We start from the raw sequence: 14,738 nt of genomic DNA on the forward strand, positions 1-14,738 counted from the left end.
GGCCGGCGAGGGCGGGCTGGTCGATGCGGACCAGGTGGTGGAAGGGCCAGATCTGGCCGCCGTGGGTGTGGCCGGAGAGTTGGAGGTCGATGCCGTCGGCTGCAGCCCGGTCGACGAACTTGGGCTGGTGTGCCAAGAGCAGGACGGGCAGGTCGGGGTCGGCGCCGTTCAAGGCTCCGGCGAGGTGGGCGCGGTGGCCTTCCAGGCCGGAGGACTCGGCGGTGACGTCATCCACGCCGGCGACCACGAGGGTGTCGCCTCCGCGTTCGAGCAGCAGATGGCGGTTGCGCAGCGGCTCCCAGCCCAGCTCGTTCATCAGGTCGACCCAGCCCTGGGCCTCGCTGTAGTACTCGTGATTGCCGGTGACGTATACACGGGCCCGGGTGGCCCGCACGGTACCGAGTGGGACGGCCTGGGCGCGGCGGCGTTCGGCCGTGCCGTCCGCGATGTCGCCGGTGTGGCAGACCAGGTCGGCTTCCAGAGTGTTCACCGCCTCGCATACCTGTGCCGACCAGCGAGTGCGATCGAGTGGGCCGTAGTGGGTGTCGGTGATGAGGACGACGCGGGTGCCGTCCAACCCGGCACCCAGTCGCGGGAGTTGCACGTCGAGTCGGCGCACGCGTGGTACGCGGCGGGCCTCGGTGTACCCCCAGGCGAGCAGTACTGCGGTTACGCCGAGGACGGCCCACGTGACGATTCGGGCCCGGTCCTGACTCCCGCCGACGCCGGCCACGGTCAGGGCGAGCCGCACGAGGACGCCGATCAGAACGGACCAGGTGAACAGAACCCAGCTGGTGCCCAGCAGGGTGTCACCGACGATCGCCGCCCGGTCCTGCTGGCGCCGGCCGTGGCCGCGCCCCATCGCGAGCGGCATACCGATGAGGCCGAGGGTGAACAGGGCGGTGCCGACCAGTGTGACGGGCAGCGGCCAGTGCTGGCCGCTGTGCAGGAGCACCCAGCAGGGCACGGCCCACAGCAGGACGGTGGCGACCAGGGGGATGTAGCGCATCAGGCGGTGCAGTCGGCTCTGCCGCGGTGCTCGCGCTTCACCGTCGGCGGGTCGGATGTTGCTGGTGGCGGTCACGCTTCCCCTCCCTGGCCAGGATGCCGTCTCGCGCAATGTATCCGGTCGCCCTCGGGCCGGCCGGACCGGCGTTCATGGGCGCGGCCCCAGTAGCCCTCCGGCTGGCCGCCCCAGCCCTCCAGCACCGGACGAAAGCACCCAAAGCAAGGCAGAGGCAGAAGTAGCATTCCGGAACAAGTCTGGGTAAACGCCCACTCAGGAGAGCGGCCAGCTGCGTAGGGCGGCGTCGGCCATCTCCTGGAGCTCATCGCGACCGATACCGCTCGCGGCCTGGACGGCGATGCCGAAGGCCAAGGTGGTGACGTAGCGGGCGAGCAACCCGGGATCGGTCTCCGGAGGCAGTTCGCCGTCGTCGACGGCTTGCTGGAACCAGTCCCGGAGCTGAGAGCAGCCGTTGGTCCGCCGGGCGGCGAGGAGGTCGCGGACCGCATTCCCGGAGTCGCCGGTGGCCAGGGCGCCCTGGACGCCCAGGCATCCGTGGGGGTGGGCCGGCCGGGTGGTGGTCCGGACGGTGCCGGCCAGGACTGCGGTGGCCACGCCGAGGGCGGTCGGCTCCTCCAGGGCCCGGGCGAGGTATGCGCTCGGGCCCTCGGTGTAGCGGTCCAGAGCCTTGCGGAACAGCTCCTCCTTGTTGCCGAAGGCCGCGTACATGCTGGTGGTGGAGATGCCCATCGCCTCGCTCAGGCCGGCCAGGCTGGCACCCTCGTAGCCGTGTTCCCAGAAGAACAGCATGGCGCGTTCGAGCGCCACTTCGGCGTCGAATCCCCGGGGCCGGCCGATGGGGCCGCTCTGTCTGGTAGCCACCCTCGGAGCCTGCCTCTTCCGCATCGATCGATGCGGAAGAGGCAGGGGATGCGCGGCGGGGCAACGACGGGGGCACCGCACCGCCGAGCGCATCCCCCGTGAGAGCTACCGGTGTCGTCCGCTTGCGGGTGAATCGCGGATGTCGTGGTGTTCCTAGCGTGGTCGGTGGGCCGCCAGCCGGGCGGCCGAGTGTCAAGGGGAGACCATGATGCACACGTCATCCACCACGCGCCACGAGGCGGGCCACGACCGGCTTTCGGACGTCTCCGGTCCGAGCGGCGGCCGCGTCGGCCGGATCTGCCGCTCTCCGTTCGGCTGGATGCTGATCGGAATCGTCGGCGTCGGCGGGGTCTCGGCTGCGACCGCGACCGGACCCGGGCCGCTGCAGGTGTTGGGCGTGGCGGCTGCGGTGGCCGTGTACTGGGCGGTGATGCGCTTCGTCGCGCGACGGCCGATGCCGGAGATCGCCCGGCGCGGGGCCGCGCGGGAGGCGCTGCTCGGCGGCGGGATCGGCCTGGGGTTCATCCTCGTGTCCGCCCTCGTGATCGCGGCGTTCGGGGGCTACTCGTTCTCCTGGGCCGGAAACGGTTTCTTCTCCGTCGTGGCGTCCGCGGTCACCGTATCGGCGGGCGCGGCGGTCACGGAGGAGCTGATGTTCCGCGGTCTTGCCCTGCAGGCCCTGGAGCGGCTGTTCGGCAGCCGTGCCGCTGTCGCGATCACCGCGCCGCTATTCGGCGCCGCGCACCTGGCCAACCCCGGGGCCACCGCGTGGAGCGCACTGGCGATCGCCATCGAGGCGGGCGCGCTGCTCGGGGCGGCGTTCCTGTGGCGGCGCAGCATCTGGTTCGTCGTGGGTATGCACTTCGCCTGGAACGCCGCCGAGCAGCTGCTCGGCATTCCGGTCTCGGGGCATACCGCCAAGGGGCTGCTGTCCGTGGACGTCGCCGGTTCGGGCCTGCTGACCGGCGGCGCTTTCAGCCTGGAGGCGTCGGTCGTTACCGTCCTCATCGGTGTGGCGCTGGCCGTCCCGATGTTCGTCCTCGCCCACCGGCGGGGCGGTCTGCTGCCCCGGCAGCGCGCCGCCCGCTGAGCCCATCGCGCGGCACCGCCCACGGCTGACCGGAAGGGAAACGAAAGTGATGGTGCTCAAGGCGCCCTGGACGCCCCCGCTGCTGCGGGGGCCGCTCAGTTGGTTGGCGGAGCGGGAGCAGTCCGTCAAGGACGGCGTTCTCGCGCTGGTTCTCACCCTGCTGGCGTTCGTGCCGACCCTGTCGCACATCGGGGCACAGATCGGCGACCTGCCCGAGCGTCCGTCAGACGCGCTGAGCATCGGGCTGACCCTGGCGCAGACCCTGCCGCTGACGGTACGCATCCGGTGGCCCGCGGCCTGCCTCTCATTCGTCGGCTGTGCCTTTGCGGTACATCAGGCCCTGGGCTGTCCAACGACGTTCGGGAGTGTCGGGCTCTATCTGGCCCTGTACTCCGCCGGAGCCCACCAGGTCTCCTTCCGCCGCACGCCGGCCGCCGTGGCAAGCGCGGGCTACGCCGTGCTGACGGTCGTCCTGCACCGCCTCGGCTCACCGCAGCAGATCCCGGACTACCTCGCGTTCTACCTGATTCTGGCCGCGGTCTGGATGGTGGGAAGCGTCATGCGCAGGCGACGGGCGGAGGAGGCCGAGCGGCGGCGGCTGGCCGCCGAGGTGGCCGCGGCCGCCGAGCGGGCCCGTATCGCGCGCGAACTGCACGACGTGGTGACCCACCATGTGACGGCCATGGTGGTCCAGGCCGACGCGGCGCAGTTCCTGCTCACATCCGCGCCGGAACGTGCCGGTGAAGGACTGGCAGCGGTCAGCGGCACCGGGCGCCGGGCGCTCACCGAGCTGCGGTACCTGCTCGGCGTACTGGAGGCGACCGGCCAGTCCGCATCCGCGGACCCGGCACCCGCGGACCGGGCACCCACCCTGGGAAAGATGGGGGACCTGGTCGAGCAGGCCCGCATGTCGGATCAGCCCGTCGAGTTCACCGAGCGGGGCGAGCGGCGGCCGCAGAGCGTGGACGTGGAACTGGCCGCGTACCGCGTGGTGCAGGAGGCGCTCACCAACGCGATGAGGCACGCGGCTGGGCAGCGGACCCAGGTCCTGGTCCAGCACGGCGAGGAGCACATCGAGATCGAGGTGGCCACCGAAGGACCCAGCCCCTCCCCGGCGGCTGCACCGGCCACACGGAAGCCGGATCCTGCGGGAGGACGAGGCCTGGCCGGGCTGCGTGAACGGGTGCGGATGCTCGATGGTGAACTGGTGGCCGGGCCCCGGCCCGAGGGCGGGTTCCGTGTCCGCGCCGTGATCCCCACCCAGCCCGTACAGGAGTGACCCGTGAACGATGCGCCGCCGCCGATCCGTGTACTCGTCTGCGACGACCAGGCACTGGTGCGTACCGGCTACGTCACCATCTTCTCCGCTCAGCCCGACATGGAGGTCGTCGAGGAGGCCGAGAACGGGCACGCGGCAGTGCAGGCCGCGCAGCAGCTGCGCCCCGACGTGGTCGTGATGGACATCCGGATGCCCCTGCTCGACGGCATCGAGGCGACCCGTCGGCTGGCCGGCCCCGACGCCGTGGCACCACCGAAGGTACTGGTCGTCACCACCTTCAACGTCGACGCCTACGTCTACGACGCGTTCCGGGCCGGAGCGAGCGGCTTCCTCCTCAAGGACTCACCTCCGGCGGAGCTGGTGGGCGGAATCCGGACGGTCGCCCGGGGCGAGGCGCTGCTGGCACCGGCCGTGACCCGCCACCTCATCGGCCACTTCGCCGAACGGCTGCGCCCGGCGGACACCTCCCGGTCGGCCAGGGACGATGTCGTGAGCGCGCTGACCCTCCGCGAACTGGAAGCGCTCCATCTGATCGCAGAGGGACTGTCGAACGCGGAGATCGCCGCGGCGATGTTCATCACGCCCGAGACGGTCAAGACCTATGTGTCGCGGATCCTGACCAAACTCGGCCTGCGCGACCGCGTCCAGGCCGTCGTCCTCGCCTACCGGGTCGGACTGGTGTCCGGCACGCCGTGAGCCGGCACGGCCTCAGGAGGCCGTCACGACGATCTTCTTCCCGGCGTGCAGCCCCTTCTCGAGGTGGCGGTGTGCCTCGACGACGTCGTCGAGGGAGAACGCCTTGTCGTCGACGGCGGGCCGCAGTGCACCGAGGCGCACGCCCGCGTTCAGGAAGGCCGCCATGCGCTTCACCACGACGGCGTCGAGGGTGTGCTCGAAGCTCCGGTAGCCGAAGACCGTGAGCGGCGGGCCTGCCGGGAAGGGCGTGGGTCGCGGGTCCAGGAAGCCCGCGGCGAGCAGCGTTCCGCCGGGGCGGGCCGCCTTCAGGAGATCCTGCTGGCCGGGGCCCATGACAAGGTCGAGGACGATGTCCGCGCCGGCCCCGCCGGTGTGGTGGCCGACGGCTTCGGCGATGTCCGCGTGGTCGGTGGCGACGACCGCGGCGGCGCCGGCGGCGAGCAGCTCGTCCTTCCTCGCGGCGTGCCGAGTGACGGCGATGGGCACGGCACCGATCTGATTGGCGATCTGCATCGCCGCCCGGCCGACGCCGCCGGACGCGGCAGTGATGAGGACGTGGTCGTCGGGCCGCATCCTCGCCTTCTCGACGAGCGCGCCGTAGGCGGTGGAGTAGGCGACCCAGATCGCCGCCGCCTCCGTGATTCCGAGCCCGGCCGGCCGGGCGACGACCCGGCTCGCGGGGACCGTGGTGTATTCGGCGTAGCTGCCCCGGGCGCTCGCGTCCGGAACGGCCGTCAGGATGACCGGATCGCCGATCTTCAGCCCGGTGGTCTCGGGGCCCAGCGCGTCCACGACGCCGGTTCCTTCGACACCGAGGCGAGCGTGCGGCAGGGGGACGGGTGCGGGCGAGGTGCCGGAACGCATCATCTGGTCGAGCGGGTTGACGGCGAACGCCTCGATCCTGACCCGGACCTCGCCGGCTGCGGGTTCGACGACGGGCTCCTCGACGACCTGCATGACCTCCGGCCCGCCGAACTCGTTGAACACAACGACTCGTGGCATGGTGACTCCTCCGCATTTGGTGCTGGACGGTTGCTCGAGGAAGACGTTACGGAGCCGTGCGTTACCTACTGGTACCTTCGATTTCCATGCAGAACGTGGACGGAGCAGCCTCCCTCGTCGACTGCCCCACGCGTCTGGCGGTCGAGATCATCTCCGACAAATGGGCCGTGCTCGCGCTCTTCGGGCTCAGCCAGAAGCCTCGCAGGCATGGTGAGCTCGTCGACCTCATCGGCGGCGTCTCGCGCAAGGTCCTCACCCAGACGCTGCGCCGGCTCCAGCAGTACGGCCTGGTCGACCGCTGTGCCGAAGCGCCGCGGCGGGTCGAGTACAGCCTCACCGACCTCGGCCGGACCCTCATCGAGCCCATCGAGGTCCTGACGAACTGGGCGAGGGAGTACGGCGGGGACATCGCCGACTTCCAGGAGGCGGCGGAAGCCTCTACTTCTGCTCGGGTTCGCCCGGCGGGCTGATCTCGGCGATGGGCGGCGCCCCGCCGGTGGGGCGACGTCGACGCCGGTCGGCCTTCGCAGCCGCAGCACACCTCTTCCGCATCGATCGATGCGGAAGTGCTGCGGTGCCCTGATCCGGGCGATGCCCGCAGGAAGGTCCTCACTCTGACGAAAGCGGGGAAGAAGGCGCTCGACGCGGACCGTCGTCAGCGCGTCGTCGTGCTCGCCGACGCGCTGGAGGAAACGCTGGACGAGGAGGACCGGCGCGCCTTGGCACACGCCCTTGACCTCATCGATCGGATCAGCGGCAGCATCCGGGGCGGCCATTCCTTCTCCGGTGAGCGCGAGTTCAACACCGGAGCATGGTGACGAGGCCTGGGCGTCTGAGGTTGGCGGCCGGTCGGTGGTCGGGTCGGGGCCGCCAGCTCAGAGGCCGGCGCTGTCAGGAACGCTGTTCGGCGCGCTTCTTGAGGTTGTGCAGCCAGGCGTCGAGCGAGGCGTCGAGGGCCGCCTGCAGGTTGGCAGTGTCGGCCTCGGCGGGGGCTCCGGTCCAGGACTCTTCGGTGTGGACGAGGGTGCCGCCGGGAACCGCGGTGAAGGTCCAGGCGTGGACCGTGGTAATGCCGTGGGCGGGTCCGCCCCAGACAATCCTGTGCGGCGCTCGGACCTCTTCCACGGTGGAGGTGATGCCCTCCAGGCCCTCCGTCGACCAGGTCCAGGAGGAGCCTGGGCGCAGCGCGCCCGGAGTGGTCTTGGTGACGTTCGGCTGCCAGGCAGGCCAGTTCTCGACGTCGGTCTGGATTGCCCAGACCCGGGCGATCGGTGCGTGGATGAGGATTGAGTCCCGCACCACTGTCGGTCCGGTTCGACCGAACACAGCCGGGAGCGCTCACCGAGGAACCGTCCGCTGCGGCGACGGCCGGCCCTGTCATACGCTGACGCGCGACGACTTCGACACCGCCGTGCGCGCGGCGCTCCGCGACTGGCACCGGGAGGATGACTTCGCCGCCGATCCACTGCGGCAAGCACGGATGATCAACGCCCGGCCTGGCCCCGCCCCGGTCCCGAGGGTCTGTGTAGCGAACGGTGGAACTCGGTCGGTTTTCTTCAGCGACGGGTGAGCGCTCACCGGTCTCGCAGGTGAGCAACGACTCCGACCGGAGTGACCTGTTAACGGACGACGATTCCAAGGAGGCTGTGGACGACGGCCCTTGTAGGGGACGCACGCAAGGTCAGCCACTGCGTTGATGCCAATACGCCTGTGCCCAAGCCGTCGCCCGGAGGTGATTGTGGGCTGATGGAAGGAGTGAACCTCGGAGGTTCGACAGCACATGGTGGCTATGACGCTCCTTGACAGGCTGCCCGCTGCCCCCAGACGCGCCGGTAACATCGGGGTTGCCCTAACGGAGGTTGGTGGACACGAACATCGGCAATACGGACCGTCAGGTGCGGCTGGGTTTCCTTGGTCGGCCGGTCGCCTCGGTGGGACTGTAGAGGGGAAGTCCGCCGCACCGAATGAGCAGCGCGCGTGGGTGCAGCATGGTGGGCGAAGGCGGCCGGCAGGTTCTTCGTCTGCTGGTGGTACACGGGGCATTGCCCTGCTGGCCGGCCAGAACGGCGGCTTCTGAGCTATGTGGTGCGGCGATGGTCCGGGAATGGCCCGGATCTTGATCCGTCGGCGAAGAGGTCGGCGCGGCACGGGAGCAGCTCTGGGCTCCGTGATCGTCACCCGCTTTGCTCTGCCGTACTCTCCTGCGGCTAGTTTGTGTGCAGGACAGGTACGCAGGCCCGTGGCGGCAGAGGTGCACGGGGGACGGGAGGTCGGGAAGAGTGTCGCTGCGCGGAGGTGATCCGGTCGAGATCGGCGGTTATCCGCTTGAGGCGCGGCTCGGTTCGGGTGGCATGGGCACGGTCTTTCTGGCCCGTACGAGCTCGGGGCGACCTGTCGCGATCAAACTGATCCACCAGCAGTTCGCGGGGGACGACGAGTTCCGCATCCGTTTCCGGCAGGAGGTGGCGGCGGCGAGGCGGGTGAGCGGCGCGTTCACCGCCGCCGTGGTCGACGCTGCCCCTGAGGCCGAGCAGCCGTGGATGGCGACGACCTATATCGAGGGGCACACGCTCGCCCAGCGCATCGCGGAGAAAGGCCCGCTGAACGGAGCGGAGCTGAGGAGGCTCGCCATCGGGCTGGCGGAGGCGCTGCGCGACATCCATCGGGTGGGGGTCGTCCACCGTGACCTGAAGCCCTCGAACGTCGTGCTCTCGCCCGAGGGCCCGCGCGTCATCGACTTCGGCATTTCGCGAGCCGTGGACCAGCAGACGCTGACGATGACAGGGCGGGTCATCGGTACGCCGCCCTTCATGTCGCCGGAGCAGTTGCAGGCGCCGCGTGGCGTGGGGCCGCGGTCCGATGTCTTCTCGCTGGGGACGCTGCTGGTGTACGCAGCGACGGGCCACGGGCCCTTCGACGCGGACAGCCCATACCTGACGGCGTATCAGGTGGTGCACGAGGAGCCGTCACTGGATGCCGTGCCGGTGGCCTTGCGCGCGGTCGTCGAGCCGTGCCTGGCCAAGGAGCCCGAGGGACGCCCCTCGGCGGACGAACTTCTCGTGCTGCTGCGGGACCTGCCGGCCGACCTCGGCGGGACCGACACGAACGGGGTTGGCGCGGGCCGCACCCGCGACATGATCACCCAGCATCACCTCGCGATGCGGGCCACCCCGGCGCCGACTGCCCCGGCCGGTCCCGATACAGGGAGCACTGGCACCCCCATCGGCCGCCGTCTGCGTCGCCGATGGCGTCCCGTGCTCGCGGCCGCGGTCGCGGTGGCAGCGATCGGTGGGGGAGTCGCCACGCTGAAAACGGGCGGTTTCGGGGGGAACAGCGGCGGCAACAAGGGCAACAGCGTCGCGGCGCAGGATGCCGCACTTCCGGACGGCTTCGGGCCGTGGCGCAAGACTGTGCTGGGCGGTCGCGAGGACATCCCCGACGAGCTGCGTTGCGTCGCGAGCGGCGACGCGCTGTTCTGCGGGGGCGGCAGTGTTGTCGCGACCCGTATCAGGGCCTCGGACGGCTCGCGGGTGTGGACGGTGAAGAGTCCGGGCGTCCCCGTCCAGGGCATGCACCTGGTGGGCGCCACCGACGACACGGTGCTCGGTTACCGCTTCGCCGCCCAGGACGCCCCGCAGGACCCTCCCAGTGAGGTGGTGGCCATCGACACGCACAATGGCCGGGAGCTGTGGTCCGTGCCGTCCGGCGCCCAGTCGAAGGCCGTCACGGGTCGGACTCAGGACGCCCTTGTGGTCGGCTCCGCCGTTGTGACGGTCGACGCTTCCAACTCCCGCTTCGAGGCCCGGGACGCGCACAGCGGTACGGTTGCCTGGAAGACGCCCTTCCCCGCGGGCGCACAGTGCGCTCCCGTCCCGGTGGGCCCGCAGCTCTTCGCGATGTGCGCGACGAATGCGGAGGTGGATGCCTTGGAGGTGCGCCACCCCACCCTGTACCCGGTCGACCGCGCCTCGGGGACACTCGGCAGGCCCATCGCGGTCGACGGGCCCGCCGTGCCGATGGGCGTCGCCGATGGCAGGCTCGTACTCTTTCAGGTGCACATGGAGGGACCGGCGCTGGCCGGCTACGACGGGGTGGCGCGGGTCGACCCGGCCTCGCGGAAGGTCACGTACTCCCGGTCGGCCCAGACATACGCGGGGACGCCCGGCATGGCGGACGGCACCCTCTACGTGAGCAGCCAGACCGGTCTCGTCACGGCGCTCGACCCCGCGACCGGCCGGAAGAAGTGGTCCCGGCAGACAGGCGTGGAGGGCGCGTCAGGTCCCGTGGCGGGAGCCGACGCGGTGTATTTCAGCTCGGCCACCGGCCGGGTGGTCGCGCTGTCGCCGTACGATGGCAAACCCCTGTGGACAACAGATCCGCAGGCCGATGGCCTGACGGGCGAGCAGGGCGCAAGCCCGCGCGTGACCGTCGCGGGGCGTGCAGTGATCGTGGCCGCGGCCAAGAACACTCTCTTCGCCTTCGACGCGCAGAAGCCGCCGAAGTCGGGCTGACTCCGGCGGAACCGGCCGCCGGCCGCCTTCCTTGCCGTGCGGACACTTCAGCGGCTCACTCGGTCGCCTACGCAGCGAGGTCGAGTCATGTGCGAGTGCGCCGCGCCCGTAGCGTTTCTGGTGTCAGTGACCTGAGCCGGAGATTCGGCGGCAGCAGGCGGCGACCTTGTCGAGGATGTCGTCGGCTGTCTTCGTCCATACGAAGGGCCGTGGGTGGCCGTTCCAGCCGGCGAGCCAGGACCGGGTATCGCGTTCGAGTGCCTGGACAGAACGGTGGACGCCGCGCGCGAGGTCCGGGCGGCCGGTGCGGACCGCGTTGTCAACCACGGTGAGGACCGCGCACTCGGTGATCTCGGCTCTCATCCGTGAGAGGGAGGCCTTCCGTGCGTCCGGGGCTGCTGCAGCCGGGCCGCGAGCTCCCCCGGCAGGACGTCCCGGTTTGCCGGAGTGAGCGGGACGACCTCGATGTCGGCGCGCCGCTTGAGGGCGTCGGTGAACGGCTCGCGGTGCGTGTGGACCGTGGCGACGACGTCGACCTCCGCGACGAACAGCGCGTCGACCGCGTGCCGGAACGCCGTGCACGCCAGTTCCATCCGCCCCAGCTCGTCGATGAGCACCAGCCGCCCCGTCGCCTCCTCGTTTACTGCCGGCCGAAGCGACGGCAGCGCCAGTCGTTCCATGACGCCCAGGTCGACGCCGTATTTCCCCACCCGTGGCGGACCGGGCAGGTCGACATGGGCGAGCACCCCCCGCCGGCCTGCCAGGGTCTCCAGGGCGAAGCCGACGCGGGCGCCGGATTGCCGGATCTCCTCCGTGGTGAATCCGGTGGCCGCGTGGGTGGGCAGCAGCGCGGCCAGCCGACGGAGGGCGGTCGTCTTGCCCACGCCAGGGCGGCCCTCGAGCAGGATCCTTGTCGGCACACTGCCATCTTCACCCCCGCTTCCGGAGGCGGCCCGGGTGGGCTCGGCCGAACGGGGGTTTCGGGGTGCGGACCGGTGCCGGTGCCTTTGTTGCGGGTATGGCGGCGCGCATGAGCGGAATTGAACTCAGCAGCACCGCGTTCGACGACAGAACAGTGATCCCCCGTCGGTACAGCGGGGAGGGCGAGAACATCTCACCGCCCCTGACCTGGTCGGGGGTGCCCCACGAGGCCACGGAGCTGGTGCTCCTGTGCGAGGACCCGGACGCGCCGGGGAGGACCTTCCTGCACTGGCTGGTGACCGGCATCGATCCGGGGACCACCGGGGCGGCCGAGGGCCAGAAGCCCCACGGGGGCCTGCCGTGGCCGAACGGCTTCGGCCGCGTGGGCTGGGGAGGGCCGATGCCTCCACCGGGGCACGGGCCGCACCGCTACTTCTTCCGCCTGTACGCCCTGTCCGAGCCGCTGCCGCTGCACGGCCACCCGGGCGCCGAGGACGTGCAACGTGCCCTGAAGGGCAGGGTGCTGGCCTCCGGCACCCTGGTCGGGACCTATCAGCGCTGAGCGCGTCACGGCTGGTCGTAGCCATGGGCGCCGTACAGCCGGACGAACCGGGCCGGGGTGACGGTCCTGCGGTGCTCCAGGCCGCGGGCCCGCCGCTCGTACAGCTCGACGCGCTCCCGCCCGCCGTGCCCGATCGGCTGGACGAGCCGGCCGCCGGTGCGGAGCTGATCCACGAGCGGCTCGGGCACTCGCGGGAAGGCCGCGCAGACGATGACGGCGTCGTACGGGGCGCGGGTCGGCATCCCGAGGGTCCCGTCGCCGAGTACGACCTCGGCATTGCCGACGCCCTGCCCGGCCAGCCGCAGGCGGGCCTCGTCGACCAGGTCGGGCCAGCGCTCGACGCTGACGACGTACGCGGCCAAGCGGGCCAGCAGCGCGGTCTGCCAGCCGTATCCGGTCCCGACCTCCAGGACCTGTTCGTCTCCGGTGAGGCCGAGAGCGGAGATCATCATGGCGATCAGCGAGGGCTGGGTGGTCACCTGCCCGTGGGGGAGCGGAACGGGCGTGTTCCGGTACGCGGACGCCACCTCGTCCGCGGGGACGAATTCCGCCCGGGGGATGCTCCGTACGGCCTCCAGGAGACGGTCGTCGGTCACGCCCACGGCGTGGGCCGCGCGGACCAGGTCCTCGGGGGTTCCTTCACGGGCCATCGGACCATGGGGCCGTGGCCGTGGCCGTGGCGGTGGCGCCGGCGGCCCGGGGCGTGGTGCGTTGCAGTCCGACCGTGATCCCCTTCGCCTCCGGCGTGTTGCTGGTCCCGGCCCTGCTGTCCAGCGGCACCAGGACATCGGTCTCCGGGGAGTGGGTGGCGCCGCAGCCGGGTGCGGTCGGGCAGGTGACCAGCCGGAAGTCCTCCGCGCGGCGCTCGATGCCGTCCCTCCTGACAGTCATGAGGTCCACCCGTTCGCCGTCGGAGAGCCCGAGCGCGGTGAGGTCCGCCGGGCTCACGAGCACGACGCGCCGGGTGCCTCGCACGCCGCGACAGCGGTCGTTGTCCGTGTACGGGACGGTGTTCCACTGGTCGTGGGAGCACAAGGTCTGCAACAGCCGATGCCCTTGGGGCGCCCGCAGCATGGCGTAGGAATTGCGGGTGCGGACGGCCACCGCCGGCATGCCTGTCGCCCAGGTTCTGCGAGGGGCGATCGAGACGTCCGTCTCCTCCGCGCCGCTCCTGCTCCTGTCCATGTGCCCCATCCGCCGCCCGTACGCCGCGCTGCCGCTCCAGCCCAGTGTCGGCACGTTTCGCGCGCTGCGCGATCCGGGGCGGTCGGTTGCCAGGGGCGACCCGTCATCTGGCGGGCGCAGCGCGTCGGCGTCAGGATGGGGTCCCCGGGTCGGTGTACCGCAGCAGGGCGCCCACACCCTCATACAGCCTCAGCTCGCTCTCCGGTACGACGACGAGCTCGGCACCGGTGCCGACGAGGGCCCGGACGAGGGCCTCGTCGGCGCGTTCCTCGCGCGGGGCCCGCACGCCGAAGGACATCAGCTCCGCCTCGGTCAGGGCGAGATGGGTGGGCTGGGAGCCCACCCAGAGCCGCAGCGAGGACGCCGGCGGCCGGGTCAGCAGCAGTGCCGCGACCTGGCCGCGCTGGAGGGCGGCGACGGTGGCGGCCAGCCCCTCCGTCATGGGTCCGTCCAGGGCACGCCGGCCGATGAAGATGTCCACGAGTTCCCGGTCGTGCGCGGCCATGCGGCCGCGGAAGACGCCGCCGAGCTGCGGCTCCAACAGGGCGCGTCCGGTGTCGGTGGGGGTCCGGCCGCCCACACGCACGACCTTGTCCCGCAGGGCGTGCGGCAGGCGGCGGATCAGTACGTTGCACGCCCACTCGTCCCCGCCCACGACGACGGCGTCGGCATGGGCGCGCCGCGCCCGTTCGTCCAGCCGGTGGCCGAGCCGGAGGGAGGTGCGGTGCCAGGTCGCCACCGCGACCCTGCAGTGCAGCCGCTCACCCGGGGTGACGGTGGACGTGGGCCAGGTGCCGGTCTCCGCCTCCAGAGTCACCCAGCCGTGGGTCTCGGCGGTCGGAAGGCCGCCGTAGTGGACGACTACGGCCATGTAGGGAATCTCCGGAACATGCTGGGTGACCAGGGGCATCGCGTCCGGCAGGGTGCTGTAGCGCGCGGAGTCGTGCTCGGGCGGCCTGGGCAGCTCCCCGTCCAGGACGAGCGTGCCGTGGGCAGCGAAGATGGCCTGACCGTGCACCCCCGGCACCGCTGTGTCGGCGCCGACCACCTCCTCCAGTACATTCAGCAGCGCCCGGTCCGAGCCCTGACGGGACAGGCTCTCGCGCAGCCGCCGCCAGCGCAGCGCGATCGCCCGCTCGGGATGCTCGACGTCTCGGGAGGTGTCCAGGTACACGGAGACGAACGGGCCCGGCTCCGCGTAGAGCGGTTCAAGGAACGACAACCTCATCGCCACTCCTCGTCGATGGTTTCCCCCCTTTGATGATGCGCGTCCCAGGGGGCGGTGGAGCTCGACGAGCGCGAAGCGGTGCGGAACGCGGGGGCGGTCAGGCGCCGGCCGACAGCAGTCGGTCCGTCGTGAGCAAGGTGGCGGCGGCCAGGCCGTCCAGCACCGCCAAGCCGCGGGCCGGGACAGCAGGCCGCTGTCCGCAGGCGTGGGTGGTGGACGACACCGGCTTCCCCAAGGACGCTCGGACGCTTCACCTCGCCACCTCCGACCGGCGCAGGGCCCAGCGGCGCCGCCGTGGTGGCGGGAGCCCGGAGATGTTCGCGTCCGGGCTGTGGGCTGTCCTGCTCCGCCTGCCCCGGCTCGCGCGTCGCCGATG

At 71.3% G+C, this 14,738-nt stretch carries 16 protein-coding genes and 1 pseudogene; 8 read left to right on the top strand and 9 right to left on the bottom strand.

What is annotated here, in order from left to right:
- Together GA0115254_RS06910 and GA0115254_RS06915 are read right to left on the bottom strand one after the other, a co-directional pair.
- On the bottom strand, nt 1-1,084 hold a 1,084-nt coding region (locus GA0115254_RS06910; protein WP_093894402.1), incomplete at its 3' end, for a metallophosphoesterase.
- Between the two features lie 195 nt (nt 1,085-1,279).
- A complete protein-coding gene (locus GA0115254_RS06915; protein ID WP_176740006.1) occupies nt 1,280-1,888 on the bottom strand; it encodes a TetR/AcrR family transcriptional regulator in 609 nt (202 codons plus the stop codon).
- A 205-nt stretch (nt 1,889-2,093) separates the two neighbouring features.
- On the opposite strand from GA0115254_RS06915, the gene GA0115254_RS06920 reads away from it, so the two are divergent.
- From GA0115254_RS06920 to GA0115254_RS06930, 3 genes are read left to right on the top strand one after another with little or no spacing between them, the layout of a single operon-like run.
- On the top strand, nt 2,094-2,978 hold the full coding sequence (locus GA0115254_RS06920; RefSeq protein ID WP_256102432.1) for a CPBP family intramembrane glutamic endopeptidase: 885 nt from the start codon (nt 2,094-2,096) through the stop codon (nt 2,976-2,978).
- A 49-nt stretch (nt 2,979-3,027) separates the two neighbouring features.
- Entirely contained in the window at nt 3,028-4,257 is a 1,230-nt protein-coding gene (locus GA0115254_RS06925; RefSeq protein WP_176740007.1) for a sensor histidine kinase, read from the top strand.
- A gap of 3 nt (nt 4,258-4,260) precedes the next feature.
- Nucleotides 4,261-4,953 (top strand): response regulator, encoded by a 693-nt coding sequence (locus GA0115254_RS06930; protein ID WP_093894405.1) that lies wholly within the window; start codon nt 4,261-4,263, stop codon nt 4,951-4,953.
- A 12-nt stretch (nt 4,954-4,965) separates the two neighbouring features.
- Here the strand turns inward: GA0115254_RS06930 and GA0115254_RS06935 are convergent, their stop codons facing one another.
- The gene (locus tag GA0115254_RS06935; RefSeq protein WP_093894406.1) at nt 4,966-5,955 is read right to left on the bottom strand and encodes a zinc-dependent alcohol dehydrogenase family protein; all 990 of its coding nucleotides are present in this window, start codon (nt 5,953-5,955) and stop codon (nt 4,966-4,968) included.
- An 86-nt stretch (nt 5,956-6,041) separates the two neighbouring features.
- Here GA0115254_RS06935 and GA0115254_RS06940 point away from each other — a divergent pair, with 86 nt between their 5' ends.
- Nucleotides 6,042-6,425, top strand: coding sequence for a winged helix-turn-helix transcriptional regulator (locus tag GA0115254_RS06940; protein ID WP_093894407.1), 384 nt, complete (start codon nt 6,042-6,044; stop codon nt 6,423-6,425).
- A gap of 96 nt (nt 6,426-6,521) precedes the next feature.
- Complete coding sequence (locus tag GA0115254_RS06945; protein ID WP_093894408.1) at nt 6,522-6,773, top strand: MarR family winged helix-turn-helix transcriptional regulator; 252 nt, start codon at nt 6,522-6,524, stop codon at nt 6,771-6,773.
- Between the two features lie 73 nt (nt 6,774-6,846).
- Here GA0115254_RS06945 and GA0115254_RS06950 read toward each other — a convergent pair whose 3' ends face one another.
- Complete coding sequence (locus GA0115254_RS06950) at nt 6,847-7,254, bottom strand: SRPBCC family protein (protein ID WP_256102433.1); 408 nt, start codon at nt 7,252-7,254, stop codon at nt 6,847-6,849.
- Nucleotides 7,255-8,234: 980 nt separating this feature from the next.
- Here GA0115254_RS06950 and GA0115254_RS06955 point away from each other — a divergent pair.
- Complete coding sequence (locus tag GA0115254_RS06955; RefSeq protein WP_093894410.1) at nt 8,235-10,466, top strand: serine/threonine-protein kinase; 2,232 nt, start codon at nt 8,235-8,237, stop codon at nt 10,464-10,466.
- Between the two features lie 123 nt (nt 10,467-10,589).
- Here GA0115254_RS06955 and GA0115254_RS06960 read toward each other — a convergent pair whose 3' ends face one another.
- Nucleotides 10,590-10,829, bottom strand: a complete 240-nt coding sequence (locus GA0115254_RS06960; RefSeq protein ID WP_093894411.1) for a hypothetical protein — start codon at nt 10,827-10,829, stop codon at nt 10,590-10,592.
- On the bottom strand, nt 10,826-11,386 hold the full coding sequence (locus tag GA0115254_RS06965; protein WP_093894412.1) for a nucleoside-triphosphatase: 561 nt from the start codon (nt 11,384-11,386) through the stop codon (nt 10,826-10,828). The genes GA0115254_RS06960 and GA0115254_RS06965 overlap by 4 nt, the downstream gene beginning before the upstream one ends.
- Before the next feature lie 110 nt (nt 11,387-11,496).
- Between GA0115254_RS06965 and GA0115254_RS06970 the strand changes: the two genes are divergently transcribed.
- Nucleotides 11,497-11,949 (top strand): YbhB/YbcL family Raf kinase inhibitor-like protein, encoded by a 453-nt coding sequence (locus GA0115254_RS06970; RefSeq protein WP_093894417.1) that lies wholly within the window; start codon nt 11,497-11,499, stop codon nt 11,947-11,949.
- Nucleotides 11,950-11,954: 5 nt separating this feature from the next.
- Here GA0115254_RS06970 and GA0115254_RS06975 read toward each other — a convergent pair whose 3' ends face one another.
- The 3 genes and pseudogenes from GA0115254_RS06975 to GA0115254_RS06985 all read right to left on the bottom strand — a co-directional run bounded on the left by GA0115254_RS06975 (nt 11,955) and on the right by GA0115254_RS06985 (nt 14,362).
- Nucleotides 11,955-12,599 carry a protein-L-isoaspartate(D-aspartate) O-methyltransferase gene (locus tag GA0115254_RS06975; protein ID WP_093894413.1) on the bottom strand — a complete coding sequence of 215 codons (645 nt, stop codon included), beginning with the start codon at nt 12,597-12,599 and terminating at the stop codon, nt 11,955-11,957.
- A pseudogene (locus GA0115254_RS06980) lies at nt 12,589-13,050 on the bottom strand (molybdopterin dinucleotide binding domain-containing protein); the annotation flags it as partial. The gene GA0115254_RS06975 and the pseudogene GA0115254_RS06980, both read right to left, overlap by 11 nt.
- A 214-nt stretch (nt 13,051-13,264) precedes the next feature.
- Complete coding sequence (locus GA0115254_RS06985) at nt 13,265-14,362, bottom strand: baeRF2 domain-containing protein (RefSeq protein ID WP_093894415.1); 1,098 nt, start codon at nt 14,360-14,362, stop codon at nt 13,265-13,267.
- A gap of 128 nt (nt 14,363-14,490) precedes the next feature.
- Here GA0115254_RS06985 and GA0115254_RS45180 point away from each other — a divergent pair.
- Nucleotides 14,491-14,738, top strand: a 248-nt coding sequence (locus GA0115254_RS45180) for a hypothetical protein (protein ID WP_218105516.1), incomplete at its 3' end; no start/stop codon positions are given.

Source organism: Streptomyces sp. Ncost-T10-10d (assembly GCF_900091955.1).
Classification (GTDB): Bacteria; Actinomycetota; Actinomycetes; order Streptomycetales; family Streptomycetaceae; genus Streptomyces.

What these genes read in the sequence shown, in the direction of transcription:
- GA0115254_RS06920 (WP_256102432.1), top strand. Translation starts at nt 2,094, where the DNA reads ATGATGCACACGTCATCCACCACGCGCCACGAGGCGGGCCACGACCGG.
- GA0115254_RS06925 (WP_176740007.1), top strand. Translation starts at nt 3,028, where the DNA reads ATGGTGCTCAAGGCGCCCTGGACGCCCCCGCTGCTGCGGGGGCCGCTC.
- GA0115254_RS06935 (WP_093894406.1), bottom strand. Translation starts at nt 5,955, where the DNA reads ATGCCACGAGTCGTTGTGTTCAACGAGTTCGGCGGGCCGGAGGTCATG.
- GA0115254_RS06940 (WP_093894407.1), top strand. Translation starts at nt 6,042, where the DNA reads ATGCAGAACGTGGACGGAGCAGCCTCCCTCGTCGACTGCCCCACGCGT.
- GA0115254_RS06960 (WP_093894411.1), bottom strand. Translation starts at nt 10,829, where the DNA reads ATGAGAGCCGAGATCACCGAGTGCGCGGTCCTCACCGTGGTTGACAAC.
- GA0115254_RS06970 (WP_093894417.1), top strand. Translation starts at nt 11,497, where the DNA reads ATGAGCGGAATTGAACTCAGCAGCACCGCGTTCGACGACAGAACAGTG.
- GA0115254_RS06975 (WP_093894413.1), bottom strand. Translation starts at nt 12,599, where the DNA reads ATGGCCCGTGAAGGAACCCCCGAGGACCTGGTCCGCGCGGCCCACGCC.
- GA0115254_RS06985 (WP_093894415.1), bottom strand. Translation starts at nt 14,362, where the DNA reads ATGAGGTTGTCGTTCCTTGAACCGCTCTACGCGGAGCCGGGCCCGTTC.